The sequence below is a fragment of the Streptomyces sp. NPDC097129 genome, from assembly GCF_055668065.1.
Window position 1 is genome coordinate 80,347 of record NZ_JBVOQE010000010.1, and the last position, 25,428, is coordinate 105,774.

Annotated in this window: 21 protein-coding genes; 4 read left to right on the forward strand and 17 right to left on the reverse strand. The window is 73.1% G+C overall.

Features of this window, described 5'->3' with window-relative positions:
- Positions 1-106 precede the first annotated feature (106 nt).
- Positions 107-301 (reverse strand): hypothetical protein, encoded by a 195-nt coding sequence (locus tag AC0B9F_RS26835; RefSeq protein WP_361625205.1) that lies wholly within the window; start codon positions 299-301, stop codon positions 107-109.
- Positions 302-915: 614 nt separating this feature from the next.
- On the opposite strand from AC0B9F_RS26835, the gene AC0B9F_RS26840 reads away from it, so the two are divergent.
- Entirely contained in the window at positions 916-2,367 is a 1,452-nt protein-coding gene (locus AC0B9F_RS26840; protein WP_472007284.1) for a serine/threonine-protein kinase, read from the forward strand.
- Between the two features lie 269 nt (positions 2,368-2,636).
- Here the strand turns inward: AC0B9F_RS26840 and AC0B9F_RS26845 are convergent, their stop codons facing one another.
- The 8 genes from AC0B9F_RS26845 to AC0B9F_RS26880 form a co-directional block, all read right to left on the reverse strand.
- Positions 2,637-3,449 carry a TrmH family RNA methyltransferase gene (locus AC0B9F_RS26845; RefSeq protein WP_472006883.1) on the reverse strand — a complete coding sequence of 271 codons (813 nt, stop codon included), beginning with the start codon at positions 3,447-3,449 and terminating at the stop codon, positions 2,637-2,639.
- A gap of 114 nt (positions 3,450-3,563) precedes the next feature.
- Positions 3,564-4,790 carry a uroporphyrinogen-III C-methyltransferase gene (cobA, locus tag AC0B9F_RS26850; RefSeq protein WP_472006885.1) on the reverse strand — a complete coding sequence of 409 codons (1,227 nt, stop codon included), beginning with the start codon at positions 4,788-4,790 and terminating at the stop codon, positions 3,564-3,566.
- Between the two features lie 142 nt (positions 4,791-4,932).
- Entirely contained in the window at positions 4,933-9,459 is a 4,527-nt protein-coding gene (gene cobT, locus AC0B9F_RS26855) for a nicotinate-nucleotide--dimethylbenzimidazole phosphoribosyltransferase (protein WP_472006887.1), read from the reverse strand.
- Positions 9,460-9,803: 344 nt separating this feature from the next.
- On the reverse strand, positions 9,804-11,015 hold the full coding sequence (gene cbiE, locus AC0B9F_RS26860; RefSeq protein ID WP_472006889.1) for a precorrin-6y C5,15-methyltransferase (decarboxylating) subunit CbiE: 1,212 nt from the start codon (positions 11,013-11,015) through the stop codon (positions 9,804-9,806).
- A gap of 84 nt (positions 11,016-11,099) precedes the next feature.
- Positions 11,100-11,738 carry a GNAT family N-acetyltransferase gene (locus tag AC0B9F_RS26865; protein WP_472006891.1) on the reverse strand — a complete coding sequence of 213 codons (639 nt, stop codon included), beginning with the start codon at positions 11,736-11,738 and terminating at the stop codon, positions 11,100-11,102.
- A gap of 140 nt (positions 11,739-11,878) precedes the next feature.
- Positions 11,879-12,712, reverse strand: a complete 834-nt coding sequence (locus AC0B9F_RS26870; protein WP_472006893.1) for a MetQ/NlpA family ABC transporter substrate-binding protein — start codon at positions 12,710-12,712, stop codon at positions 11,879-11,881.
- A gap of 65 nt (positions 12,713-12,777) precedes the next feature.
- Entirely contained in the window at positions 12,778-13,506 is a 729-nt protein-coding gene (locus AC0B9F_RS26875; RefSeq protein WP_472007285.1) for a methionine ABC transporter permease, read from the reverse strand.
- Positions 13,507-13,526: 20 nt separating this feature from the next.
- A complete protein-coding gene (locus AC0B9F_RS26880) occupies positions 13,527-14,561 on the reverse strand; it encodes a methionine ABC transporter ATP-binding protein (RefSeq protein ID WP_472006895.1) in 1,035 nt (344 codons plus the stop codon).
- A 506-nt stretch (positions 14,562-15,067) separates the two neighbouring features.
- Between AC0B9F_RS26880 and AC0B9F_RS26885 the strand changes: the two genes are divergently transcribed.
- Together AC0B9F_RS26885 and AC0B9F_RS26890 are read left to right on the forward strand one after the other, a co-directional pair.
- Positions 15,068-15,427: a hypothetical protein gene (locus AC0B9F_RS26885; protein WP_363264978.1), complete on the forward strand. Its 360-nt coding sequence runs from the start codon at positions 15,068-15,070 to the stop codon at positions 15,425-15,427.
- 1 nt (position 15,428) lies between these two features.
- Positions 15,429-15,845, forward strand: coding sequence for a hypothetical protein (locus AC0B9F_RS26890; protein ID WP_472006897.1), 417 nt, complete (start codon positions 15,429-15,431; stop codon positions 15,843-15,845).
- Position 15,846: 1 nt separating this feature from the next.
- Here the strand turns inward: AC0B9F_RS26890 and AC0B9F_RS26895 are convergent, their stop codons facing one another.
- The 3 genes from AC0B9F_RS26895 to AC0B9F_RS26905 all read right to left on the reverse strand — a co-directional run bounded on the left by AC0B9F_RS26895 (position 15,847) and on the right by AC0B9F_RS26905 (position 18,164).
- Positions 15,847-16,344, reverse strand: coding sequence for a GNAT family N-acetyltransferase (locus AC0B9F_RS26895; protein ID WP_472006899.1), 498 nt, complete (start codon positions 16,342-16,344; stop codon positions 15,847-15,849).
- Positions 16,345-16,401: 57 nt separating this feature from the next.
- Positions 16,402-16,914: a sigma-70 family RNA polymerase sigma factor gene (locus tag AC0B9F_RS26900; RefSeq protein ID WP_472006901.1), complete on the reverse strand. Its 513-nt coding sequence runs from the start codon at positions 16,912-16,914 to the stop codon at positions 16,402-16,404.
- Positions 16,915-16,982: 68 nt separating this feature from the next.
- On the reverse strand, positions 16,983-18,164 hold the full coding sequence (locus AC0B9F_RS26905; RefSeq protein ID WP_472006903.1) for a glycerophosphodiester phosphodiesterase: 1,182 nt from the start codon (positions 18,162-18,164) through the stop codon (positions 16,983-16,985).
- Positions 18,165-18,507: 343 nt separating this feature from the next.
- Here AC0B9F_RS26905 and AC0B9F_RS26910 point away from each other — a divergent pair, with 343 nt between their 5' ends.
- A complete protein-coding gene (locus AC0B9F_RS26910) occupies positions 18,508-19,182 on the forward strand; it encodes a lysophospholipid acyltransferase family protein (RefSeq protein WP_472006904.1) in 675 nt (224 codons plus the stop codon).
- A gap of 196 nt (positions 19,183-19,378) precedes the next feature.
- Here AC0B9F_RS26910 and AC0B9F_RS26915 read toward each other — a convergent pair whose 3' ends face one another.
- From AC0B9F_RS26915 to AC0B9F_RS26935, 5 genes are all read right to left on the reverse strand, one after another.
- Positions 19,379-20,902 (reverse strand): MFS transporter, encoded by a 1,524-nt coding sequence (locus AC0B9F_RS26915; protein ID WP_472006906.1) that lies wholly within the window; start codon positions 20,900-20,902, stop codon positions 19,379-19,381.
- The gene (locus AC0B9F_RS26920; RefSeq protein WP_472006908.1) at positions 20,899-21,465 is read right to left on the reverse strand and encodes a TetR/AcrR family transcriptional regulator; all 567 of its coding nucleotides are present in this window, start codon (positions 21,463-21,465) and stop codon (positions 20,899-20,901) included. The genes AC0B9F_RS26915 and AC0B9F_RS26920 overlap by 4 nt, the downstream gene beginning before the upstream one ends.
- Positions 21,466-21,574: 109 nt before the next feature.
- Positions 21,575-22,546: an aldo/keto reductase gene (locus AC0B9F_RS26925; RefSeq protein WP_472006910.1), complete on the reverse strand. Its 972-nt coding sequence runs from the start codon at positions 22,544-22,546 to the stop codon at positions 21,575-21,577.
- Between the two features lie 57 nt (positions 22,547-22,603).
- Positions 22,604-24,031 (reverse strand): argininosuccinate lyase, encoded by a 1,428-nt coding sequence (gene argH, locus AC0B9F_RS26930; RefSeq protein ID WP_472006911.1) that lies wholly within the window; start codon positions 24,029-24,031, stop codon positions 22,604-22,606.
- A gap of 144 nt (positions 24,032-24,175) precedes the next feature.
- Entirely contained in the window at positions 24,176-25,369 is a 1,194-nt protein-coding gene (locus AC0B9F_RS26935) for an argininosuccinate synthase (RefSeq protein ID WP_472006912.1), read from the reverse strand.
- Positions 25,370-25,428 lie beyond the last annotated feature (59 nt).

The following is a 25,428-nucleotide window of genomic DNA, read 5'->3' on the forward strand; positions in this document are numbered from 1 at the left end:
CCCAGCTGCGCCGGCATTTTTTGCCGTCCGCCGCACCCCCGTCCCCACGGGGTTTCATGGATGGATGTCCCCGCCCGGACCGCTCTTCCGGGCCTGGGGTCGCCGCTCAGCGCCCCAGCATCACACCCACGGACGACGCCTGTGTGGCCACCGTCTCCCAGCCGTCGAAGACGAGCAGGAGCAGGGCCGCCAGGGGAAGGGCCATCAGCGTCGCCACCAGGGGGTGGCGGCGGCCCGTGCGGCGGGGGCGCGTGAGGCGTCCCTGCGTGCGGAGCAATGTCCGCGGTGCCGTGTGGGCCATGGTCCCTCTCCCGACCGTGTTGGGCAGTCCTGGCAGCGGCGAGTGTCGTGACCTCGGGGGACGAGTGCTGCACCCGCCGCTTGACCTCAAATCTAGGCGGGCGGCGGGCCGGGGACGTCATGCCTTCGTATCGATTGCCGGGCCTCCCGGAGGATGAGCCGCGCCCCGGGGACTACTCCCCTGGGTGGAGACGAGGCCCCAGGTCTCGGGGTCTTCCCGGAGGGGGCGCCTGCGCCTGTCGGGTTCGTCCCGGCTTTTCAGCCCCTCCCCGGGGGTCCGGCCGGGTGACTTCGATCACTTCGTCCGCTCTGGGGCATACGGCCGTCGCAGCCCGGCGGCCCGGCGGTTCCGTCCGCGTCCCGCGCGGTCGATAGGTGCTCCCCTCCGCGGGAGCCGACCAGGGGCGGTCGCCCATTTCAAGATCAACTTCCGGGATGCGAGGGGCGGTTGGGATCGGTCGCTGTTCGCAAACAGGTCGTCCGTACCGCTTCTGACCCGGCCTCAAGTGCCGTGCCCGCGACCGGTAACGCATCGGCACGAGAGGGCGCGGCCTCTGCGCGCAAGCGGCCGTGGAAACGTAAGCTGTGCCACGTCACACGGACCGGGCAGCGGGGATGAACATGGCGATGATGCGCCTGAGGCGCGAGGACCCGCGCGTCGTCGGCTCGTTCAGGCTTCACCGACGGCTCGGCGCGGGCGGTATGGGCGTGGTCTACCTGGGCTCCGACAAGAAGGGGCAGCGGGTCGCGCTGAAGGTGATCCGTCCCGATCTCGCGGAGGACCAGGAGTTCCGGTCGCGGTTCGCGCGCGAGGTCTCGGCGGCGCGGCGCATCCGGGGCGGCTGTACGGCCCGGCTGGTCGCCGCCGACCTGGAGGCGGACCGGCCGTGGTTCGCGACGCAGTACGTGCCCGGGCCGTCGCTGCACGACAAGGTCGCCGACGAGGGGCCGCTGATCGCGGCCGACGTCGCCGCGGTCGGCGCCGCCCTGTCGGAGGGGCTGGTCGCCGTGCACGAGGCCGGCGTGGTCCACCGGGACCTGAAGCCGTCCAACATCCTGCTCTCCCCCAAGGGCCCGCGGATCATCGACTTCGGCATCGCCTGGGCCACCGGCGCCTCCACGCTGACGCACGTCGGCACGGCCGTCGGCTCGCCCGGCTTCCTGGCGCCGGAACAGGTGCGCGGCGCGACGGTCACTCCGGCCACGGACGTGTTCTCGCTGGGGGCGACCCTCGCGTACGCGTGCACCGGTGACTCGCCGTTCGGGCACGGCAGTTCCGAGGTGATGCTGTACCGGGTGGTGCACGAGGAACCGCAGCTGCACGGCGTACCGGACGCGCTCGCGCCGCTGGTGCGCACCTGCCTGGCGAAGGACCCCGAGGAGCGGCCCAGCACGCTGGAGCTGTCCCTGCGGCTGAAGGAGATCGCGGCCCGCGAGGCGCAGGGCCTGGCCGACGTGCGTCCGCCCGCGCCGCGATCCGCCGAGGCGGACCGGCCCACGGGGCGGCTGGCCGACACGCTGTACCCGGAGCACACCCAGCGACGGCCGCAGGGCTCCACGGGCAACCCGGGGACCCCGCCGCCGCGCGGGAGCGCTGGGTCGCGGGCCGGCGCGGCCCGGGGCGGGACGCCCTCACGCGGCGACATGCCGTCCCGGGGCGGTGGCGCGGCCTCGCGCGGCGGGGGGCCCGTATCGCGGGGCGGCTCCGGTTCCCGGTCCGCCGGCCGGCCGACGCCGGCCTCGCGCGAGGGCCGGCGGCCGGGCAGCGGCAGCCGGCCCGCGCCGCGCAACGGCTCCGGGCGTCCGGCGCCGCGCACCACGGGGACGCGGCTGCGGCCGGCCAATCCACGGCTGCTGCGCCAGCGGCTGACCGTGTTCGTGGTGGTGACGCTGCTGGTGGCGCTCGGTATCGCCCTGGTCCAGGGCTGCGAGGGCCCGGCCCGGGGGCTCGGCGGCGACAGCGGCGTACGGCAGACGCAGCAGCAGAGCGCGCGGCCGGACGTCACGTCCCTGGATGCGGACGGGCTGATGTCGCAGCGGTACGAGTCCACCCTGCGGCGGGACTGAGAGCGCGCGCCCCACGGAGGAAGCGGGGGCGAGAGCCACGCCCGCCACGGAGGAAGCGGCGTCGAGAGCCCCGCCCGCCTGGGAGCGTGGCGGGACTGAGAGCGCGCCCCCGGCCTCACACCTCGGCAGGACCGGGGGAGCACTCCGGCCTCACAGCGCTGCGGGGCTGAGAGCCGCCCCGGCCTCGGAGCGCGGGCGGGCCAGGAGGACGCCCCGGTCCCGCACGGCGCGACCTGCCTCAGGGCTACGGGCGGGTACCTGCCTCAGGGCTACGGGCGGCCCGTCGCCACCGCGTAGAAGGCGACCGCGGCCGCCGCGCCCACGTTGAGGGAGTCCACGCCGTGGGACATCGGGATGCGGACCCATTCGTCGGCGGCGACCAGGGCCTGCCGGGAGAGGCCGTCGCCCTCCGCGCCGAGCATGAGCGCGACCCGGTCCATGGTGTGCGGGGCGCACTCGTCGAGCGTCCTGGCCTTCGCGTCCGGCGTGAGGGCGAGCAGCGTGAAGCCGGCCTCGCGGACCGAGTCGAGCCCCCTCGGCCACGTCTCCAGCCGGGCGTACGGCACGGAGAAGACCGCGCCCATCGACACCTTCACGCTGCGCCGGTAGAGCGGGTCGGCGCAGTCCGGGGACAGCAGCACCGCGTCCATGCCGAGGGCGGCGGCCGAGCGGAAGATCGCGCCGATGTTGGTGTGGTCGTTGACGGACTCCATGACCGCGACCCGGCGGGCGCCCGCCAGGAGCTCGCCCGCCGTGGGCAGCGGCTTGCGCTGCATGGACGCGAGGGCGCCGCGGTGGACGTGGTAGCCGGTGACCCGTTCGGCGAGCTCCGGGTCGATCGTGTAGACGGGTGCCGTCGACTCGTCGATGACGTCACGCATGGTGTCGATCCACTTGGCCGACAGCAGCATCGAGCGCATCGCGTAGCCGGCTTCCCCGGCCCGCCGGATGACCTTCTCGCCCTCGGCGATGAACAGGCCCTCGGCCGGCTCACGCCTGCGGCGCAGCTCCACGTCGGTCAGGCCGGTGTAGTCGCTCAGGCGCGGGTCGTCGGGGTCGTCGATGGTGATGAGTTCGGCCACGGGGAGATATTGCCTTGTCGTGCGTGGTTGTCGTGCGTGGTTGTCGTTCGTGCTCGTCGTGCGTGCTTGTCGTGCGTGCGGAGCCAATGGCGCGGTGAGGGAGGCTGCCCCGGGTTACGGCGTCGGGCCGACCTTCACGACCTCGCCGATGACGATGACCGCCGGGGGCTTCACGTCCTCGGCGCGGACGGTCTCCGCGACCGTCGCGAGGGTGGCGTCGACGCGGCGCTGCGCGGACGTGGTGCCCTCCTGGACGAGGGCGACGGGGGTGTCCGGGGACTTGCCGTGGGCGACGAGCGTCTCGGCGATCCTGCCGATCTTGTCGACGCCCATGAGGACGACGAGCGTGCCGGTCAGCTTGGCCAGCGACGGCCAGTCGACCAGCGAGCGCTCGTCGTCAGGGGCGACATGGCCGCTGACGACGGTGAACTCGTGGGCGACACCCCGGTGGGTGACCGGGATGCCCGCCGCGCCCGGGACGGAGATCGAGCTGGAGATGCCGGGCACGACCGTGCAGGGGATGCCCTCCTCGGCGAGCGCCTGCAGTTCCTCCATGCCGCGGCCGAAGACGTACGGGTCGCCGCCCTTGAGCCGGACCACCGCCTTGCCCTGCTTGGCGTGCTCGATCAGCGCGTTGTTGATGGCCTCCTGGGCCATGTACCGGCCGTAGGGGATCTTCGCCGCGTCGATCACCTCGACGTGCGGCGGGAGTTCGGCGAGCAGGTCGCGCGGGCCGAGCCGGTCGGCGATGACGACGTCGGCCTCGGCGAGCAGGCGGCGGCCGCGCACGGTGATCAGGTCCGGGTCGCCGGGACCGCCGCCGACCAGGGCGACACCGGCGTGGCGGGTGCGGTGGTGGGGGGCGACCAGGGTGCCGTCGCGCAGGCCCTCGACGACCGCGTCGCGGATGGCGGCGGTGTGGCGCGGGTCGCGGCCGCGGGCGTTCGTGGTCAGTACGGCGACGGTGACGCCCTCGCTGTGACCGGTGGCCGGGGTCCAGGCGGTCGCCGCGTCGGCGTCGTCGGAGCGCACGCACCACACGCGGTGGCGCTCGGCCTCGGCGGAGGCGGCGGAGTTGGCGTCGGCGTCGCTGGTGGCGATCAGGGCGTACCAGGCCTCGGCGAGGTCACCGTCCTGGTAGGCGCGCCGGTGCCAGGTGATCTCGCCGGCGTCGGCCATGGCCTCCACCGACGGGGTCGCCTGCGGGGATACGAGGTGGACGTCCGCGCCGGCCGCGATGAGGGCGGGCAGGCGGCGCTGGGCGACCTGGCCGCCGCCGAGGACGACCACGCGGCGGCCGGTGAGGCGGAGGCCTACGGGGTAGGCGGGGTGTTCGGCCATGAGGGACGGCTCCTCGTGCAGCGGTGCGGTGGGGCGCGCTGCGGCTCCGGAGCGGCCCTGACGTGCGGATTTTAGGCGGTGGGCGGGGCGGGTGGCAGGGGTGGTCCGGCAGGTGAACGCCGGACCACCCCTCGCCGGGCGCCTACTTCTCGGTGACGCCGGCCGAGTCGAACGTCGCCACCTCGTGCATCGCCCGGGCCGTGGACTGCACCAGCGGCAGGGCGAGCAGCGCGCCGGTGCCCTCACCGAGGCGCAGGTCGAGGTCGACCAGGGGGCGCAGGCCCAGCTTGTTGAGCGCGGCCACATGGCCGGGCTCGGCGCTGCGGTGGCCGGCGATGCAGGCGGCGAGCACCTCGGGCGCGATGGCCCGGGCGACGAGCGCCGCGGCGCCCGCGCTGACGCCGTCGAGGATCACCGGCGTCCGCAGGGAGGCGCCGCCCAGCAGCAGGCCGACCATGGCCGCGTGCTCGAAGCCGCCGACGGCCGCGAGGACGCCGATCGGGTCGGCCGGATCCGGCTGGTGCAGTTCCAGGGCGCGGCGGACCACCTCGGTCTTGCGGGCCAGCGTCTCGTCGTTGATGCCGGTGCCGCGGCCGGTGACCTCGGCCGGGTCGGCGCCGGTGAAGACGGAGATCAGCGCGGCGGAGGCGGTGGTGTTGGCGATGCCCATCTCGCCGGTGAGCAGCGCCTTGTTGCCGGCCGCCACCAGGTCGCGAGCGGTCTCGATGCCGACCTCGATGGCCTTCTTGGCCTCCTCGCGGGTCATCGCGGGGCCGGTGGTCATGTCGGAGGTGCCGCCGCGGATCTTGCGCGGCAGCAGGCCGGGGGTGGCGGGCAGGTCCGCCACCACGCCGACGTCCACGACGCACACCTCGGCGCCGACCTGGCTGGCGAAGGCGTTGCAGACCGCGCCGCCGCCCAGGAAGTTGGCCACCATCTGCCCGGTGACCTCCTGCGGCCAGGGCGTGACGCCCTGGGCGTGCACCCCGTGGTCGCCGGCGAAGATCGCGACGGCCGCGGGCTCAGGGATCGGCGGCGGGCACTGCCGGGACAGACCGGACAGCTGCGCGGAGATGATCTCCAGCATGCCGAGCGCGCCGGCCGGCTTGGTCATGCGCTTCTGCCGCTCCCAGGCCTCGCCGAGCGCCTTGGCGTCCAGCGGGCGGATCTGCGCGACCGTCTCGGCGAGCAGGTCGTGCGGCTCCTCACCGGGCAGCGCACGGCGGCCGTACGTCTCCTCGTGCACGACCCAGGACAGCGGGCGGCGCTTGGACCAGCCGGCCTGCATCAGCTCCGGCTCGTCCGGGAACTCGTCGACGTACCCGACGCACAGGTAGGCGATGACCTCCAGGTGCTCGGGCAGGCCGAGCGCGCGGACCATCTCCCGCTCGTCGAAGAAGCTGACCCAGCCGACGCCGAGGCCCTCGGCGCGGGCGGCGAGCCACAGGTTCTCCACCGCGAGGGCGGCGGAGTACGGCGCCATCTGCGGCTGCGTGTGGCGGCCGAGGGTGTGGCGGCCGCCGCGGGTCGGGTCGGCGGTGACGACGATGTTCACCGGGGTGTCGAGGATCGCCTCGATCTTCAGTTCCTTGAACTGCTTGGCCCGGCCCTTCGGCAGCGACTTGGCGTACGCCTCGCGCTGTCGCGTCGCCAGCTCGTGCATCGCGCGGCGGGTGTCGGCGGAGCGGATGACGACGAAGTCCCACGGCTGGGAGTGGCCGACCGACGGCGCGTGGTGCGCCGCCTCCAGGACACGCAGCAGGACCTCGTGCGGGATCGGGTCGCTGCGGAAGCCGTTGCGGATGTCGCGGCGCTCGCGCATCACCTTCAGCACGGCCTCGCGCTCGGCCTCGTCGTAGCCGGGGGCGGCGGGGCCGGACGACTGCGGCGCCTGTTCCTGGTCCTCCTGGTCCGCGGCCCTCGTCTGCAGATCCTCCGCGTGCTGGACGACACCGGCGTCGGCCTCGGACTCGGCCTCACGGGGGGCCGGGACCGGGGCGACGGGGTGCGCCTCGGCAGCGGGGAGCGGCTCCTCAGCGGGCAGGGTGAGGGGGTGCGGCGGCGTCGGGGCGAGATGCGGAGTGGTCGGCACCTGACCCTCGACCGGCACGAACTGCCCGAGCGGCTGCTCGGCCTGCGCCGCCACGGGAACGGGAGCGGGCAGGGGGGCGGCGCCGGCGGGCGCGGGCTGCGCCTCGGCGGGGGCCGGGACTGCGGCGGGGGCGGGGGCGGCCTGCGCGGCGTCCGGGGCGACGGCCGCGGGGGCTGCGGTCTCCGGGGCGGCGGTCTCCAGGGACCCGGGGGCGGCGACGGCCATCGGCGGCTGCGGGGCGTCCTGGGGGCCCTGCGCCACCTGCGGGCCCTGGGCGGGCTGGGCGGCGGGGGCCGGGGCGGCGGGCGCGGTGTCCGCCTGGGCGGCCGGGGCGGGTGCGGGCTCTGTGGTCGCGGCGGGCTGGGTGCCGTCGTGCGCGGGCTGTGCCGCTTCGTCCGGGGTCGGCACGGGGGTCTCCTGGGCTGCGGCGGCGGTCACCGGGGGGTGTGCGGTGGCGGACGCGTCCTGCGGGGCGACGACCTGGGGGGTACCCGGGTCGGCGGCCGGGGCATCGGTGGGCTGCGCGGGCGCGGCCGGGCCCGGCTCGGCGGCCGGGGCGGTCGCGTCGGCGGGCAGCGGTGCGTCGGCGGGCATGGGCTGGGCGGGGGTCGGTTCGACGGCGACGGGCTGGTGCGCCTCCGCGGGGGCGGGCTCCGTGGCCTGGCCGGCTTCGACGAGGGCCGGTCCGGCAGCGACGGGCTCAGCAGGCTGGGGGGCCTCGGGGGCGGCGGGCTGAGCAGCCTGCGCGGCCTCCGCGGCAGCGGCCTCCGGAGCCTGCGGAGCCTCGGCGGCAGGCTGGGGTGCCTCCGGTGTGAGGGTTTCCGACGCGTCCTGAGCCGGGGCAGCGGGCTGGGCCTCCGGGACGGCAGTGGGCACCTCGGCCTGCGGTGCGACGGGGGCCTCGGGTGCCGGGGGAACGTCCGCCGGGAGCACGTCGGCACCCTGTTCCCCGGGCGCGTCGATCGCCTGGGCTTCGGCCACGGGCTGCTCATCGGCCTGCGGTGCCTCGGCGGCGGCCGGCTCGGGCGTCGGCGCTTCCGCGGGGAGTTCGGAGAGCTGGGGCGCCTCGGGGGCCTGCGGCTCGGGAGCCTGCGCGGCCTCGGCCTGGGCGGCGACCGGCTCGACGCCCTCGGGCGCCACCGGCTCGACGGCCTGGGGCACCTCGGCAGCGACCGGCTCGGCAGCAGGCGTCGCGTCGGCCGGAAGCTGCTCGGGTTCGGGGGCCGGCTCGGGCTCGACGATCGCAGCGGCGGCCTGCGCTGCTTCCGTCGCCGGAGCGGCGGGCTGCGCGGCGTCGACGGGCTGGTCCTGCGCGGCGACCGGCTCAGCCGTCGGCGCGGCAGCGTCCTCGCCCGTCCGGTCAGGCTCGGCCTCTCCCGCCGCGGCCTCCTCCGGCGCGGACTCCTCCGCGGCGGGCGCGTCCACGGCCGGCGCGTCCACGACCGGCGCGTCCACCGCGGGAGCCTCCGCCACCGCGGTCTCTTCCGCAGCCGGCTCATCCACCGGCCCCTGCTCGACGAGGGGAGCTTCGGCGGCCTGCGGCGCATCCGTCACCGCGTGCTCAGGGACATCGGCCTGCGCCGACTCGCCGGCGCCGGGAGTGTCCACGACACCGTCTCCGGGGGCGTCCACGACACCGTCGGCAGGCGCCGTCTCGGCAGCCGCGTCCGGCGCCGGCGTCTCCGCGACGACGGGCTCGGCAGCCGCCGGCGCCTCCGGCTCCACGGCGACCGGTACCTCGCTCGGCACCTGCCCCGGCCCCTCGGCCGAAGCCTGCGCCGGCACCTGCGCCTCGGCCCCGGCTGCCTCGCCGTACGCCACCGCCACCGGCACCGCCACCGCCACCGCCTCCGGCATCGCCGCCTGCTGCTGCGGCTCCTCCCCCTGCGCCTGGACCTGCGCTTCCTGGACCTGCGCCTCCTGGACCTGCGGCGGCAGCACATGGCTGCCCGTCGCGGTGACCGCCTCCGTCGCGAGGCGGGCCACGGCGGCCTGGGCGGCGTCCGCCGGGCCGGCCTGCGGGGCCGCCACCGGAACAACCGTTTCCGCGGGGGCCGCCCCGGCGGCCACCTGGACCTGGTCGGGCCACGGCGTGGCGGCCGGTTGCGGGGCGTCGGGGTACTCGGGGCCGGTGGCCGACGGGCCCGCCTGCCGGACCGGCGCGTCCGCGGGGCCACGGTCGGCGAGGGAGCGGACCGGGCTCGCGGAGGTGTCCGGGATGGGCGGGCCGAGGTGCAGGGGGCGGCGGGGCGTGATCGGCGGGATGGGCCGGGTGGGCGCCGTGCGCTGCGGCGCGGGGCCCGGGAGCCATACCCCGTTGAGGTCGACCGAGCCGCTGTCGCGGCCGGACAGCTCGTGCGGGCCGGGCTTGTGCACGGTCTCGACGACCGGCTCGGGCGCGGGCGGTGCCACCTCGTTGCCCCAGGCCCCGTGGGAGCCCGGCAGCAGCAGGTCTTCGTCCTCGGCGGGGCTCTCGGAGAGGTAGGCGTACGCACCGGGCGCGGAGACGCCCGGCTGATCCACCGTGCCTGCGCTCTCCGGCAGCCCCTCGCCCGGGACCTGGCCGGTGTCGGTCATGCGTACCCCTCGCCCATCGGTTAGTGCCTCTACGACCAGTTCACCCGGAACGGCGCACCGACCGCCCCGCAGTGAAGAACGAGCGGGCATGCCCAGCGGCACGAACGACCGCCCGGAAAAGGCGACAAAGCCATTCAGTGGCATTGTCCCGGCCGTTGCGCCGTCGCGACAGCGTGATCCGCGACAGCCCGCTGTGGACTGCGCCACGTTGCGCGTCCACGCGTTCTGCCGTACCACACCCGCCCCGAAACGGACCGGTTTTTACGGACATTGACCGGCGGAACGCCGGGCGACCGGTCGCGGTACGACGATCGGCCAGCCTACCCCGCGATACGACAAGCCGATCACGGGGTTCGGTCCGTGAGCACCCCGGTGAGCAGGAACGCCACGCTCCGCTCGGTCTCGGTCCAGGCGCGGGTGTCGAGCTCGACGGACTGCAGCAGGGCGCACTGGACCTGGTAGCCGTGCTCGGTCAGGTCGCGGCCGATGAGTTCGGCGGCGTCCCGGGTTCCGGCGTGGGCGACGATGCGCTGCGGGCGACGGTCGGCGACGGCGGAGACGACGGCCGCTCCCCCGCCGCCGACCCGTACGACGTCGGGTTCGGGCAGGTCCTCCAGGACCTGCGGGGCGGTGCCCTGGACGATCTGCAGCTGGACGCCGTGGCGGCGGGCGGCAGCGTCGGTGCGGGCGCAGGCGTCCGGGTCCCGGTCGACGGCGAGGACGGCGGCGCCGGCGCGGGCGGCCTCGGTGGCGAAGGCGCCGGAGCCGCAGCCGATGTCCCACACCAGGTCGCCGACGCGGGGCCCGAGCCGGGCGAGTTGGGCGGCGCGCAGCGGTTCGCTCTCGCCTTCGCCGAGGGCGCCGTCGTAGGCGTCGGCGGGCAGGGTCCAGCCGCGGGGCGTGGTGGCCGGGTCGCGGCCGGCGATCCAGCCGCCGTCCTCCGCGGCGCCGGCCCGGCCGCCGATGACGATGACGACGTTCGGGTCGCGCCAGGTGTGGTCGGCGGCCTTGTCGGAGGTGACGACGGAGACCTGTTCGCGTTCGGTGCCGAGTTCCTCGCAGATGACGAAGGTGCGGTGGACGCCGTCCAGGAGCAGCCCCAGTTCGGCGGGTCCCGCGCCGGGGGCGGTGAGGACGGCGACCTTGGTGTGGGCGCGGCACACGTTGACCGCGCGGCGCAGGGTGCGCGGGTGGGCGACGACCACGAGGGCGTCGTCCCAGGGCATGCCGGCGCGGGCGAAGGCGGCGGCGACGGAGGAGACGGCGGGGACGACCTCGACCTCGAGGCCGAACTCGGGGGCGCGCAGGGTGCGCACGACGCCGAAGAAGCCGGGGTCGCCGTCGGCGAGGACGACGGCGGTGCCGCGGTGGGCGGCGATACGGCGGGCGGCGAGGGCGACGCTGCCCAGGCGGATGCGCTCGGCGCCGGGCGGTACCTCGGGCAGTGCCAGGTGGTGGGCGGCACCGGCCACGAGCGTGGCGGCGCCGAGGGCGGCGCGCGCCGCGTCGGTCAGCGGCGAGCCGTCCCAGCCGATCACCGTGACCCGGTCGGCCATCGTCGTCAGTCTCCAGGTTGCGCAGGTCGTCAGGGGTGCTGGGCCCGGGGGCGGTGGTGAGCGTACCTGGTGCGGCGGCGCGGCTCAGTTCCAGTCGGAGTACGACGCGAAGCCACCGGTGTCGGCGAGCTGCTCGTCGGCGCCCTCGAGGTCCTCCGGGAGCAGGCTCCACACGATGAAGTCGGTGCGCACGTCGGTCCAGGTGCCGTCCTCGGTGCGGATGTGGACTATGCAGGCGTTGCGCAGCACGCCCTCGCTGATGCAGCCGATCTTCTGGGCGACCTGCTGGGAGGCGGTGTTGTCGGCGGCGGTGCGCAGCTCGATGCGTTCGAACTTCTGGTCGTTGAAGAGCCACTGGGCGGTGGCGAGGGCGGCCTCGGAGGCGTAGCCCTCGCCGCGGGCCCAGGGGGCGACGATGTACGACAGTTCGGTGGAGCGGATGTGCCAGTTGGTCTTGGTGAGCTGGACGACGCCGACCAGGCGCTGGGTGAGGAACTCGGTGACCGCGAGGTCGAGGCCGCGTCCCGTGGTGCGCTCGGCGGGCGCGTGCTCGGTGATCCACTGCCGGGCGCCGTCCTCGGTGAACGGCTGGGGCACGTCGGTCCAGGCGGCGACCTGCTCGTCGTTCATCATCGCGGTCAGGGCGGGCACGTCGTCCTCGTCGAGGGGACGCAGCACCAACCGCTCCGTGCTGATGGAGATGTTGGGGAAGGTGCTACTCATGCGCCGCTCCGTAACCTTCGGGAGATTCTTGAGAGACCGTCAGGCCTGCTGAACTGCCCAGCATGCAGCATGTAACCACTGAACCGCACAACGGGGTCCGCCCCCGTGAGGGAGTGGACCCCGTTGGCGCACAGGCCGGCTCAGAACGCCGGGACGACGGCGCCCTGGTACTTGTCCTCGATGAACTTCTTCACCTCGGGGGAGGTCAGCAGCTTCGCGAGCTTCTTGACGCGCGGGTCGTCCTCGTTGCCCTTCTTCACGGCGAGGAAGTTGGCGTACGGGTTGTTCTGGGCCTTCTCCGCGGCGAGGGCGTCCTTCGCGGGGCTGAGCTTGGCCTCCAGCGCGTAGTTGCCGTTGATGACGGCGGCGTCCACGTCGCCGAGGGAGCGCGGCAGCTGGGCCGCCTCCAGCTCCTTGAACTTCAGGTTCTTGGGGTTGGACGTGACGTCCTTGGGGGTCGCGGAGTACCCGGCGCCGGCCTTGAGCTTGATGACCCCGTTGTCCTCGAGGAGCTTGAGCGCACGGGCCTCGTTGGTGGTGTCGTTGGGCAGCGCGACGGTGGCGCCGGCCTTGAGGTCGCCGAGCTTCTTCAGGCTCTTGGAGTAGACGCCGAGCGGTTCCAGGTGCACCGTGCCGCCGGGCACCGGGACGATGTCGGTGCCGTTCTTCTTGTTGAAGTCGTCGAGATACGGCTTGTGCTGGAAGTAGTTGGCGTCGACCTCGCCCTGCTGGACGGCCGTGTTCGGAGTCACGTAGTCGGTGAACTCCTTGACCTCGAGCTTGAGGCCGGCCTTCTGCGCCAGGTTGTCCTTGATGTAGGTCAGGATCTCGCCCTGCGGGGTGGGCGTGGCGGCGACGGTCAGCGTGGCGTTCGGGTCCTTGGCGGAGTCCTTGCCCGAGCCGCAGGCGGACAGGCCCAGGGTGAGGGCTCCGGCGGCGAGGACGGCGGTGGTGATCTTGGCGGTGTTACGCACGAAAAGTGCCTTTCCTTATGGGTGGTGCGACCCCGTTGTGAGGTGACGGGGAGTTTGCGGGGTGCTCAGCCCTTGCGGACGGCGTCGGCGGCGACCGTGCCGCCGAAGACGCCGCGCATCGGGCGGAACAGGAGCAGGCCGCCGGTCTTGCCGGTGCGGCGGTGCAGGGTGCGGGCGATGTGGTCGCCGGCGAACTGCAGCAGGGAGATGACGACGGCCAGGATGGCCACCGTGATCCACATCAGTCCGGTCTCGAAGCGCTGGTAGCCGTAGCGGATGGCGATGTCGCCGAGGCCGCCCGCGCCGACGGTGCCGGCCATGGCCGAGTAGCCGATGAGGGCGATGATCGTGGTGGTGGTGCCGGAGATCAGTGAGGGGAGCGACTCGGGGACGAGGACGCTGCGGACGACCTTCCAGGTGCTGCCGCCCATCGCCTGGACCGCCTCCACGAGACCGCCGTCCACTTCGCGGACGGATGTCTCGACGAGCCGCGCGAAGAACGGGATCGCGCCGATCGCGAGCGGCACGATCGCGGCGTCGCGGCCGATGGTGGTGCCGGTGACCCAGCGGGTGAAGCCCATCAACGCGACCATCAGGATGATGAACGGCATCGAGCGGGCGATGTTCACGATCTGGCCGATGACCTTGTTCGCGACGATGTTCTGCAGCAGCCCGCCCCGGTCGGTGAGGACCAGCAGGATGCCGAGCGGCAGGCCGCCGACGACGGCGATGAGGGTGGACCAGCCCACCATGTAGAGGGTGTCCCAACACGCCTGCGACAGCAGGGGCTGCATCTCCGACCAATCAGTCCAGGTCACTTGGCACCTTCCTTCACCAGCACGGGCTCCTGGCCCAGGACGTCGATCTGGAGTCCCTGCTCGCGCAGGAAGCCGATGGGCACGACGTTGTCCTCGTAGCGGCCGGGCAGCTCGATGCGCATGCGGCCGATCTGGAGGCCGCCGACGGTGTCGATGGCGGCGCCGAGGATCGAGATGTCGATGTTGTAGGTGCGCGCGAGCTGGGAGATGACGGGCTGGGTGGCGCTCTCGCCGTGGAAGGTGACGTCGAGGACGGTGCGGTCGTCGGCGGAGGCCTCGCCGCCGACCGGGAACAGCGCGGCGGCGAGCCGGCTGCCGGGGGTGGCGAGCAGTTCGCTGACCGTGCCGGACTCGACGATGCGGCCCTTCTCCATCAGCGCGGCGGAGTCGCAGACCGTCTTCACGACGTCCATCTCGTGCGTGATGAGCAGGACGGTGAGGCCGAGTTCGCGGTTGAGGTCGCGCAGCAGGGTCAGGATGGAGCGGGTGGTCTCCGGGTCGAGGGCGCTGGTGGCCTCGTCGGACAGCAGCACCTTGGGGTCGCCGGCCAGGGCGCGGGCGATGCCGACGCGCTGCTTCTGGCCGCCGGAGAGCTGGGCGGGGTAGGCGCCCGCCTTGTCGGCGAGGCCGACGAGGTCGAGCAGTTCGAGCGCCTTGCGGGAGCGGTCCTTGCCGGAGTGGCCGAGGATCTCCAGGGGCAGCTCGACGTTGTCCTGCACGGTCCGTGAGGACAGCAGGTTGAAGTGCTGGAAGACCATGCCGATCCGGCTGCGTGCCTGCCGCAGCTCGCGGCCGGCGCGCGGGCCGCGCCCGGCCAGGGCGGTGAGGTCCTGGCCGGCGACGGTCACGGTGCCGGAGGTGGGGCGCTCCAGCAGGTTGACGCAGCGGATGAGGGAGGACTTGCCGGCGCCGGACTGGCCGATGACGCCGTAGACCTCGCCTTCGCGGACGTGCAGGTCGACGCCGGCCAGGGCGGTGACCTCGCGGCCGCGTGAGCGGTAGACCTTGGTGAGGCCCTGTGTGGTGATCACGTGGGGTTTCCGTCGCTGTCGAGTGCGCGGCACGTCGTGGGCGCCGGGCACGGGGCATGAAGGGTCGAAGGCAGCCGGGGCGCGGCAGGTTCTTCGGCGCGGGGTGCGGCCGTGGGGGTGGGAACGTGCGCGCGGGGCGGCGGGCTCGGTCGCGCGGAGCGGGACACGAGCGGGCACTCGCTTCGGGGCGCGAGGCTCAGGTGGTGCGGGGGCCCTCTAGCAGGCGCACATTCGGCGCGTACGACACATACAACGAGCACCGGGCGTCATGGTCGCCTCGGTCGCAGGGGTGCGGTCGCTCGTCGTGGTCATGCGATCAGTAAACCAGACATACGGTCCTGACCGGTCACCGCTGTCCGGATAGTGGACAGCGGTGGGACGGCACCGGACGCGGCGCAGGCGCACGTGTCGTTCTCGATGCCCTCGGCGGTGTCGGCGGCGTGGGTCCTCCGGACGAGGCCGGGGGCGGGGACGGCGGGGCGATTCGGCCGTAATAAAGTCGCTGCATGCTTGATGTCCTGACGCTGGTGACCGGGGTCGCCGCGCTGTTGCTGGCCGCCTGGTGCGGCTGGGCGGCCTATCGTGACCAGCCGACCAAGGACTGGCACTTCATCGGCATGGCCGTGGTCTCGCTGCTGGCGGTGGTCCAGTTGGTGGTCGGGATCGTGCAGCTGGCGCGGGGCGAGAAGCCCGAGCAGGGCACGGCGATCTTCGTCGCGTATCTGCTGGGCGCCTTCGCGTGCGTCCCGGCGGCCGGGTTCATGTCGCTGGCCGAGCGCACCCGGTGGGGTTCGGTGACCGTCGCCGCGGGCGGCGTGGTGCTCGCCGTGCTGGAAGTACGGCTCTACGACATCTGGGGAGGCTGAGATGACGGCGGTGCAGGAGAAGCCGGCCCGGCTGATCAGCGGGCCCGGCATGCTGCTGGTGTGGCTGTACGGCGTGATGGTGGTCGGCGCGGTGTCGCGGTCCGTGTACCAGATCGCGACGGAGTTCGACCGGGCGCCGCTGGCCTACTCGCTGTCGGCGGTGGCCGGTGTCGTCTACGGCTTCATCACGTACTCGCTGGTGCGCGGCGGCGAGCGGGCCCGGCGGGCCGCCCTGTGGTGCTGCGCCGCCGAACTCGCGGGGGTGCTGACCGTCGGCACCTGGACCCTGGTGGAGCCGTCGGCGTTCCCCGACGCGACCGTGTGGTCCGACTACGGCATGGGGTACGTCTTCATCCCGGTGCTGCTGCCGCTCTCGGCGATCTACTGGCTGCGCGCGTCGCGGCAGCAGCAGCCCTGAGTCACGCCGTCTGCGCGTACACCCCGGCCGGCTTCTCCAGGACGATCATGCGTACGCCGTCCGTGCCCTCGGCGGTGCCGACCGCCTGGTAGCCGACCTTGCGGTACAGCCGCAGGTTGCCCTCGCTGCGGTAGCCGGTGTGCAGGCGGAACCGTGTGACGCCGTGCCCCTCGGTCAGCGTCGTCTCGGCCGTGCGCAGCAGCCGGGCGCCGATGCCGTGGCCCTGCAGCCGCGGGTGGACGCACAGCTTGCCGATGGCCGCCGAGCCGTCCTCGGTGACCCGGCCGCGCACCGAGCCGACCACCTCGTCGCCGAGGCGCGCCACGTGGACGCAGTCCCGGGCGACCTCCTCGCGCACCGAGTCCAGGGTCTGGACGAGCGGGTCGATGCGGTAGTTGCCGTACAGCGCGGCCTCGCTCTGGAAGCAGAGGTACTGCAGCCTGAAGATCTGCTCGGCATCCTGCTCGGTCGCCGCAGAGATGGTCACACTCATGCCCATGTGCGCACGCCTCCCGCTCACCTGATCACCTGTGGTCCCCCACTCCTATCCCCGCGGTCAGCGCGCCGCAACCTCCCGTACGAGCAAACGACGCAGACATCCCAGACATCTGGAGCGTTCCGGGCCGAGACTGCCCTGTGAGATACCCAACTCCCCCGCGATTTCCCTGTATGTCAGGTCCCGCGGTGACAGCAGCGCCTCCAGCAGCCCCGGGCAGCGGCCCGGCAGCCGGCGCACCGCGGCGCGGAGCGCCCGACCCCGCGCGGCGGCCAGGACGAGCGCTTCCGGGCCGGGCTCCCGGCCGGCCGGCTCGCCGTCGTACCGCTCCTCCCGCCGTCGGGTGCGACGGGTGCGGCGGGCCTCGGCGCGCACGGCCCGGCGCAGCCAGCCGTGCGGGTCGGAGGGCGGGCCGGTGGCGGCGAGGCGTTCGAGCAGGCGCAGCCAGACCGCCTGCTCCAGGTCCGCGGCCTCGCCCCCGCAGGCCTGCGCCTCGGCGCGGGCCTCGGCGGCGAGCAGCGGGCGCAGGGCGGTGAGCAGGTCGTGGGCCCGGTGCGGCGCGGCGTGCGTCATGTCCGGCATGACGCGGCCGCCCGGGCGGCGGGTTGCCCGGGCGGCCCGAGGTCACTCCAACGGGTCGGTCAGCCGTTGACGAAGGCCTCGCGGGCCAGCAGTCCGGTGTCCGGGTTGTCGGTGAAGACGCCGTCGATGCCGGTGGCGAAGTACGTCCTGAAGGCGCCGAACGCGTCGCCGTAGCCGTCGGCGCCGGTGCCCTTGCGGAAGCGCGCCGGCAGGAAGGGGTTCTCGTTGCGCATGGTGTAGGGGTGCAGGACCAGCCCCACCTTGTGCGCGTCGGCGACGAGCGTGGTCGGCTTCGTGAGGTCGCCGTTCGCGTCCTTGGGGATGACCAGGTCGAGGGTGGGCCCGATGCCCTGCGCGTAGCCGGCGATCTCGCGCAGGCCCTTCGGGGTGATCAGGTCGGCGACCGTGCGCGGGTCACCGGAGGCGACGAAGTCGTACGGGCGGCTGTCGGCTGACGACAGCAGCACGACCAGCGGGTTGTCGACGAGCTTGTTCAGCCGCTGGATGCTGGTCGGTTCGAAGGACTGCAGGATGACCGGCGAGGTGCGCTTGTCCTTGCCGTACTTGTGCAGCAGCTTGGCCACCCGCTCCTCCAGGCCGAGGCCCAGCGTGCGGAAGTAGGTGGGGTGCTTGGTCTCGGGGTAGATCCACACCTGCTTGCCGCGCTTGCGGGTCTGCTCGTCCTGCCACTGCAGGACCTCTTCGAAGGTGGGGATCTCCCAGCGGCCGTTGTAGAGCGTGTTGTGCGGCCGGTTGGCGGGGATGCGCTCGATCGCGCGCAGCGTCTTCAGCTCGGCGAGGGTGAAGTCCTCGGTGAACCAGCCCGTGGTGGGCACTCCGTCGAGCGTCTTGGTGGTCCTGCGGTCGGCGAACTCGGGATGGTCGGCGACGTCCGTGGTGCCGCCGATCTCCGGCTCGTGCCGGCACACCAGGTGGCCGTCGCGGGTCGGCACCAGGTCGCCGGCCTCGACGATGTCGGCGCCGAGGTCCAGGGCGAGCTGGTAGGAGCCGAAGGTGTGCTCCGGCCGGTAACCGCTCGCGCCGCGGTGCCCGATGACCGTCGGCACGGGCAGGCTCTTCAGGCCCCCGCCGTGCCGCGCGGCGCCGCCTGCCGCGCGCGCCGTGCCGCCGAGTCCCAGCACGGAGACGCCCGCGCCGAGCACCGCGGCGCCGAGGAGCGCGCGCCGCCCGGTCCCCCCGCTCGGCGTTCCCTCGGTCTCCCGCGACTCCTGTGTGCCCATGTGCGACCTCCTGCCCCTCGATGTCCGTGCGCGGCGATCGTAGGGGCGTGCACATGACGAAGGGGAGGCCTCGGCCGGAACACACGGATGACTGCGGATGTCGTATTCCGTCTCATCACCCGGCTGGTGACCCACCGTCGGGGTAACCGTGCGGTGTCCGGGTGAGCCGTCGGTCACATCGTCGCCCGCGTGTCACACGCCATCCACACGGCGGCACCGCAGGTGAACGGGCGTCAACAGTGTGTAAGACCTGGGTGAACCCGATGTGCGCCGGCCCGGTCACCGCGAGTATCGTCCTCACCTGCACAGACACATATCGAACCCGTTGACACCGGAGGGCCCGTTGTCCCGCTTCGCGATCATCAAGGCAGTGCTCGGACCGGTCATGCGCCTGATGTTCCGTTTCCGGGTCGAGGGCGCCGAGCACATTCCGGGCAACGGCCCGGTGATCCTCGCCGGCAACCACCTCACCTTCATCGACTCGATGATCCTGCCGGTCGTCTGCGACCGTCAGGTGTTCTTCATCGGCAAGGACGAGTACGTCACCGGCAAGGGGTTCAAGGGCCGGCTGATGGCCTGGTTCTTCACCGGCGTCGGCATGATCCCGGTCGACCGCGACGGCGGCCGCGGCGGTGTCGCGGCGCTCATGACCGGCCGCCGGGTGCTGGAGGAGGGCAAGGTCTTCGGCATCTACCCCGAGGGCACCCGCTCGCCCGACGGGCGGCTGTACCGGGGGCGCACCGGCATCGCCCGGCTGACGCTGATGACCGGTGCGCCGGTGGTCCCGTTCGCCATGATCGGCACGGACAAGGTCCAGCCGGGCGGCTCGGGGATGCCCCGGCCGGGGCAGGTGACCGTGCGGTTCGGTGAGCCGATGGAGTTCTCCCGGTACGAGGGCATGGACCGGGACCGGTACGTGCTGCGGGCCGTGACGGACTCCGTGATGACCGAGGTCATGCGGTTGTCGGGGCAGGAGTATGTGGACATGTACGCGAGCAAGGCGAAGGAAGCGGCGTAGTTCTTCGGCGGTGCGCCTGCCCGCCGGGTCGGCTTGTGCCGGCCGGCGGGTTCCGGTCCGTTGTGGCTGCTCGCGCCCGCGCGGCGGAGCCGCATATCGGATGCGGCCCCGCGTCCCTGAGCGGTGTTGTCCAAGCCGTCAGCCGCGCCCCCGAGCGGTGTTGTCCAAGCCGTTGGCCGCGCAGTCAGCCGCGCTCTTAATCGGCGTTGCCCAGCCGTTGGCCGCGGAGCATGAACCACGCTGCTGCGGCCGCCGCCAGCAGGACCGCTGCGCCGACCCCCGAGGCCAGGGCGAGGCCGTCCACGAAGGCTTGGCGAGCCGAATCCAGCAACGCCTCCGCGCTGTCCGCCGGCAGGCCCTGCGCCGCCTCCATCGCGCCGCCGAGCGATTCGTGGGCCTCGGCCGGGGTGCCCGCCGGGGACGGGAAGCGCCGGTAGACGCCCGTCACGATGGAGCCGAGGACGGCGATGCCGAGCGCCGCGCCGAGTTCGTACGCCGTCTCGGAGACCGCGGAGGCCGCGCCCGCCTGGTCCTTGGGGACGCTGGAGAGGATGACGTCGGCGGTCACGGTGAACGAGAAGCCCGCGCCGACGCCGACGACCAGGAGCACGGTGCCGAGGACCGGGTAGCCCGTCGACCGGCCCAGCAGGGTCAGCGCGGCCAGCGCGAGGCCGACCGCGGCGAGGCCGCCGGTCACCACCGCACGGACCGAGAAGCGGCGGGCCGCACGGCCGGCGATCAGACCGGCCGCCACGGCGCCGACGGCGGCCGGGGCTTCGGCCAGGCCCGCCTCGAACGGCCGCCTGCCCTGCACCAGCTGGAGGTACTGGGACAGGAAGAACACCAGCCCCGACATGCCGAGAACGGTCAGCAGGTCGGCCAGCACGGCACCGCTGAAGCCACGGCTGCGGAACAGCCGCATGTCCAGCAGCGGAGTCGGCATGGTCAGCTGACGGCGGACGAAGCCGTAGAGGGCGGCCGCGCCCAGCAGGCCCAGGCCGAGGGTGGGCACGCTGAAGCCGTGCGAGGCTGCTTCCTTGACCGCGTACACGACGCCGATCATGCCGAACAGCGACAGCAGAACGCTCCTCAGGTCCCACGGGCCCGGGTTCGGATTGCGTGACTCCGGCAGCATTTTGACGCCGACCAGCACCAGCACCGCCATCACCGGCAGGTTGATGAGGAACACCGTGCCCCACCAGAAGTGCTCCAGCAGGAAACCGCCCGTGATCGGGCCGACGGCGGTGCCGGCGGACGCGGTGGCGCCCCAGATGCCGATGGCGAAGCTGCGCTCGCGCGGGTCGTGGAAGATGTTGCGGATCAGCGCCAGGGTGGCCGGCATCAGGGTGGCGCCCGCGACGCCGAGCAGCGCCCGGGCCAGGATCATCAGCTCGGGGGTGGTGGCGTAGGCGTTGAGCACGGAGATCGCACCGAACGCGGTGGCGCCGACGAGCAGGATCCGCTTGCGGCCGATGCGGTCGCCGAGGCTGCCCATGGAGACCAGCAGGCCGGCGATGACGAACGAGTAGACGTCGCCGATCCACAGCAGCTGGGTGCCGGACGGCTTCAGGTCTTCGCTGATGTAGGGGGTCGCGAGGCCGAGGACGGTGGCGTCGACGGCCACCAGCAGCACGGCCAGGACGAGGACGGACAGCGCGAGCCAGCGGCCCGGACGCTTCACCGCCTCCGTCGCGCCGGCCGGCTGCAGGGTGCTGGTCATGATTCCTCTCTTCTGATCGGGTCGTTGCGTCGTGCGCCGCCGAGCAGCAGCTCGACGATCATGTAGGTGAAGTCGTTGGGTGCCACTCGGCCCTCGGACACCGCCCAGGCGCCGGAGGCGAGCAGGCCGTACAGCGCCTCGGTGAGCCAGGCAGGGGTGAGGTCGATACGGAACTCGCCCGTTTGCCGGCCGCGCTCGAAGAGGGCGGTCATGCGCTCGTCGATGCGGGCCCAGCCCGCGTGCCGTTCCTCGCCCTCGAAGAGCTGGTTCTCGGTGTAGAGGAAGGCGAGCAGGCCGGCGGCGGGTTCGATCTCCCGCACGAGCCGGTGGACGGCGTCCGCGGCCGGGCCGTCGTCGAGCCGGGCGGCGTCCAGGGCCGCCTCGCACTCTCCGAGCCCGAGCGCCTCCAGTGCCCGCACCAGCGCGTCGCGTCCGGCGAAGTGCCGGTGCAGGGTGGCCCGGCTGATCCCGGCGGCCTTGGCGACCTCGTCCATGGTCGCGGTGGATTTCCGGGTCAGCAGCGCGGCGGCGCTGCGCAGCACCTGGTCACGATCGACAGCCATGAGACAACTATAGACCAGGTGAGACATTGATGTCTCATCGCGGGCGCGCGTGACTCACCGGGAGGCGGATTGATCGCTTTTCGCTGCCGGGGCCCGCCGGCGGGGCGTTTCAGTGCCAGGGCAGCCGGGCGCGCTGCTCCCAGTAGGCGCGCGGGTCCTCGGCCAGGGCGGCCAGCCGGGTGAGCTGCTCCTCGTCCAGGTCGACGACGGCCGCGTGCAGGTTGGACGCGAGCTGTTCGGTGGTCGCCGCGCCGGACAGGACGACTCCCGCCCACGGCCGGCGCAGCACGTAGGCGAGGGCAACGGCGTCGCAGCCGAGGCCGGTGGCCGCGGCCACGGCCCGCAGGGCGTCCGGGGCCTGCGGACCGGCGAGGCGCCCGTTGGCCACGCCCTCCTTGACGATCACCGTGAGCCCGGCGGCGTGCGCCTCGGCGAGGGCTGGGCCGGCGGAGGTCTCCAGCAGGTTGAAGGTGGACTGGACGGTCCGGAAGAGGGGCTCGCCGTCGACGGTCACGGCGAGCGCGGCCCGTACGGCGTCGGCCTGGGCCGGGCCGCTGGTGGAGAACCCGATGGTGACGCCCTGCGCGGCGGCCTCGGCGAGCCGGGCGTGCAGGCCGGCGTCGGTGAGGGCGGGGCTGTCCGGGGTGACGGAGTGGATCTGGTAGAGGTCGAGCCGGTCGCCGAGGAGGGCGTCGGTCTCGGCGCGCTGCCGCTCGTAGGCGGCCAGGCTGTGGTCTTTCACCTCGTGCTGCGCGGCGTCGGTGGACCAGTCGGCGGTGTAGGTGTAGCCCCACTTGCTGCCGACGACGACGTCCTCGATCTCGGGGTGGGCCTTCAGCCAGCCGGCGAGGAACTCCTCCGAGCGGCCGTAGGAGCGGGCCGCGTCGAGGTAGCGCACGCCCTGGGCGTAGGCGGCGTCGAGGAGTGCATGGGTACGGGCGCGCAGGGCGTCCACACTGCGGTCGTCCGGCAGGTCCCGGTCCCGGCCGAGGTTGATGTACCCCGGGCGGCCGACGGCGGCGAGCCCCAGCCCGAGGTGGGCGGTGGGCGTCGTGGCGGTCGCGAGACGTGCGAAGGGCATCGCGGACTCCGTTCGGTCGGCCTGGTGCCGTCCAACGTAACCCGCGACGCCCTCACGTCACTTCTTGGCGTTCGCCCACTCCTGCTGCGCCGCGACGTCCGCCTTGACCTCCGCCAGCTGGACGGCGACCGCGCTCGGCGCCGTGCCGCCGCGGCCGTCGCGGGAGGCGAGGGCGCCGGGGACGTTGAGGACCGAGCGCACCTCGGGGGTGAGGTGGGCGGAGATCTTCGCGAACTGCTCGTCGGTGAGCTCGTCCAGCTCCTTGCCCTCGGCCTCGGCGACCTTCACGCACTCGCCGGCGACCTCGTGCGCGACGCGGAACGGGACGCCCTGCTTGACCAGCCACTCGGCGATGTCGGTGGCGAGGGAGAAGCCGGCCGGGGCCAGTTCCTCCATGCGCTCGCGGTTGACGGTGAGGGTCGCGATCATGCCGGTGAAGGCCGGGAGCAGCACCTCCAGCTGGTCGCAGGAGTCGAAGACGGGCTCCTTGTCCTCCTGCAGGTCGCGGTTGTACGCGAGCGGGAGGGCCTTCAGGGTGGCCATGAGGCCGGTCAGGTTGCCGATCAGGCGGCCGGACTTGCCGCGCGCCAGCTCGGCGATGTCCGGGTTCTTCTTCTGCGGCATGATCGACGAGCCGGTGGAGAACGCGTCGTGCAGGGTCACGAAGGAGAACTCCTTCGTGTTCCAGATGATGATCTCCTCGGCGATCCGGGACAGGTTCACCCCGATCATCGCGGTGATGAAGGCGAACTCGGCGACGAAGTCGCGGGAGGCCGTGCCGTCGATGGAGTTGCCGACGCTGCCGTGCTCGAAGCCGAGGTCCGCGGCCACCGCCTCCGGGTCCAGGCCGAGGGAGGAGCCGGCCAGGGCGCCCGAGCCGTACGGCGAGACGGCCGTGCGCTCGTCCCACTGGCGCAGCCGCTCGGCGTCCCGCGACAGGGACTGCACATGCGCGAGGACGTGGTGGGCGAAGAGCACCGGCTGGGCGTGCTGGAGGTGGGTGCGGCCGGGCATGGCCACGTCCGGGTGGGCCTCGGCGAGGCCGATCAGCGCCTCCTGCAGCTCGGCGATCAGACCGCCGACGATCCGGGCGTGGTCGCGCAGGTACATCCGGAAGAGGGTCGCGACCTGGTCGTTGCGCGACCGTCCGGCGCGCAGCTTGCCGCCGAGGTCGGCACCGAGGCGCTCCAGCAGGCCGCGCTCCAGGGCGGTGTGCACGTCCTCGTCGGCGATGGTGCCCACGAAGGTGCCGGCGGCCACGTCGGCTTCGAGCCGGTCCAGCCCGGCGATCATCCGGGTCAGTTCGTCCTCGGTGAGGAGCCCCGCCTTGTGCAGCACGCGCGCGTGGGCACGCGAGCCGGCGATGTCGTACGGCGCGAGCCGCCAGTCGAAGTGGACGGATGCGGACAGCTTCGCCAGGGCGTCGGCGGGACCGTCGGCGAAACGGCCGCCCCAGAGCCGTACGTCACCGCTGTTGCTGCTCACTTGCGTTGCTCCTCAAGCTGGGGGAAGGCTCTTGTCAAGCTGGGGAAAGGCTCTTGCTCGGGCTCTCGATGTGCCACCGCCTCCCCACCTTTCCAGGCGGGGAGGCGGCTGTCAGGCTGATGCGCGTGAGGTGACCCTCGCGGGTCAGGCCAGGTCGCGCTTGGCGGCGATCTTCGACGACAGGCTGTAGATGTCGATGAAGCCCTTGGCCGCGGACTGGTCGAACGTGTCGCCCGTGTCGTAGGTGGCGAGGTTGAAGTCGTAGAGCGACTCCGCCGAGCGCCGGCCGGTGACGACCGCGCGGCCGCCGTGCAGGGTCATCCGGATGTCGCCGGTGACGTGCTGGTTGGCCTCGTTGATGAAGCCGTCCAGGGCGCGCTTGAGCGGGGAGAACCACTGGCCGTCGTAGACCAGCTCGCCCCAGCGCTGCTCGACCTGGCGCTTGTAGCGGGCGAGCTCGCGCTCGACGGTGACGTTCTCCAGCTCCTGGTGGGCGGTGATCAGGGCGATCGCGCCGGGAGCCTCGTAGACCTCGCGGGACTTGATGCCGACGAGACGGTCCTCGACCATGTCGATCCGGCCGATGCCCTGGGCGCCGGCGCGCTCGTTGAGCTGCTGGATGGCCTGCAGGACGGTGACGGGCTTGCCGTCGATGGCGACGGGGACGCCCTCCTTGAAGGAGATGATCACCTCGTCGGCGTCGCGGGCGACGGCCGGGTTCTGCGTGTACTCGTAGATGTCCTCGATCGGGGCGTTCCAGATGTCCTCGAGGAAGCCGGTCTCGACGGCGCGCCCGAAGACGTTCTGGTCGATGGAGTACGGGGACTTCTTGGTGGTCGCGATCGGGAGGTTCTTCTCCTCGCAGAACGCGATGGCCTTGTCCCGGGTCATGGCGTAGTCACGGACCGGGGCGATGCACTTCAGGTCGGGGGCGAGGGCGACGATGCCGGCCTCGAAGCGGACCTGGTCGTTGCCCTTGCCGGTGCAGCCGTGGGCGACGGTGCTGGCGCCGTGCTTGTGGGCCGCGGCGACGAGGTGCTTGACGATCGTCGGCCGGGACAGGGCGGAGACCAGCGGGTAGCGGTCCATGTACAGGGCGTTGGCCTTGATCGCCGGGAGGCAGTACTCGTCGGCGAACTCGTCCTTGGCGTCGGCGACCTCCGCCTCGACCGCACCGCACGCGAGGGCGCGCTTGCGGATGACGTCCAGGTCCTCGCCGCCCTGGCCGACGTCGACCGCAACGGCGATGACCTCGGCGCCCGTCTCCTCGGCGATCCAGCCGATGGCGACGGAGGTGTCCAGACCGCCTGAATAGGCGAGTACGACGCGCTCGGTCACGGGTTTCTCCTCACAGTGCATTCGCTGACATGCATGAGTATGCAGAACTCTGCATGGTT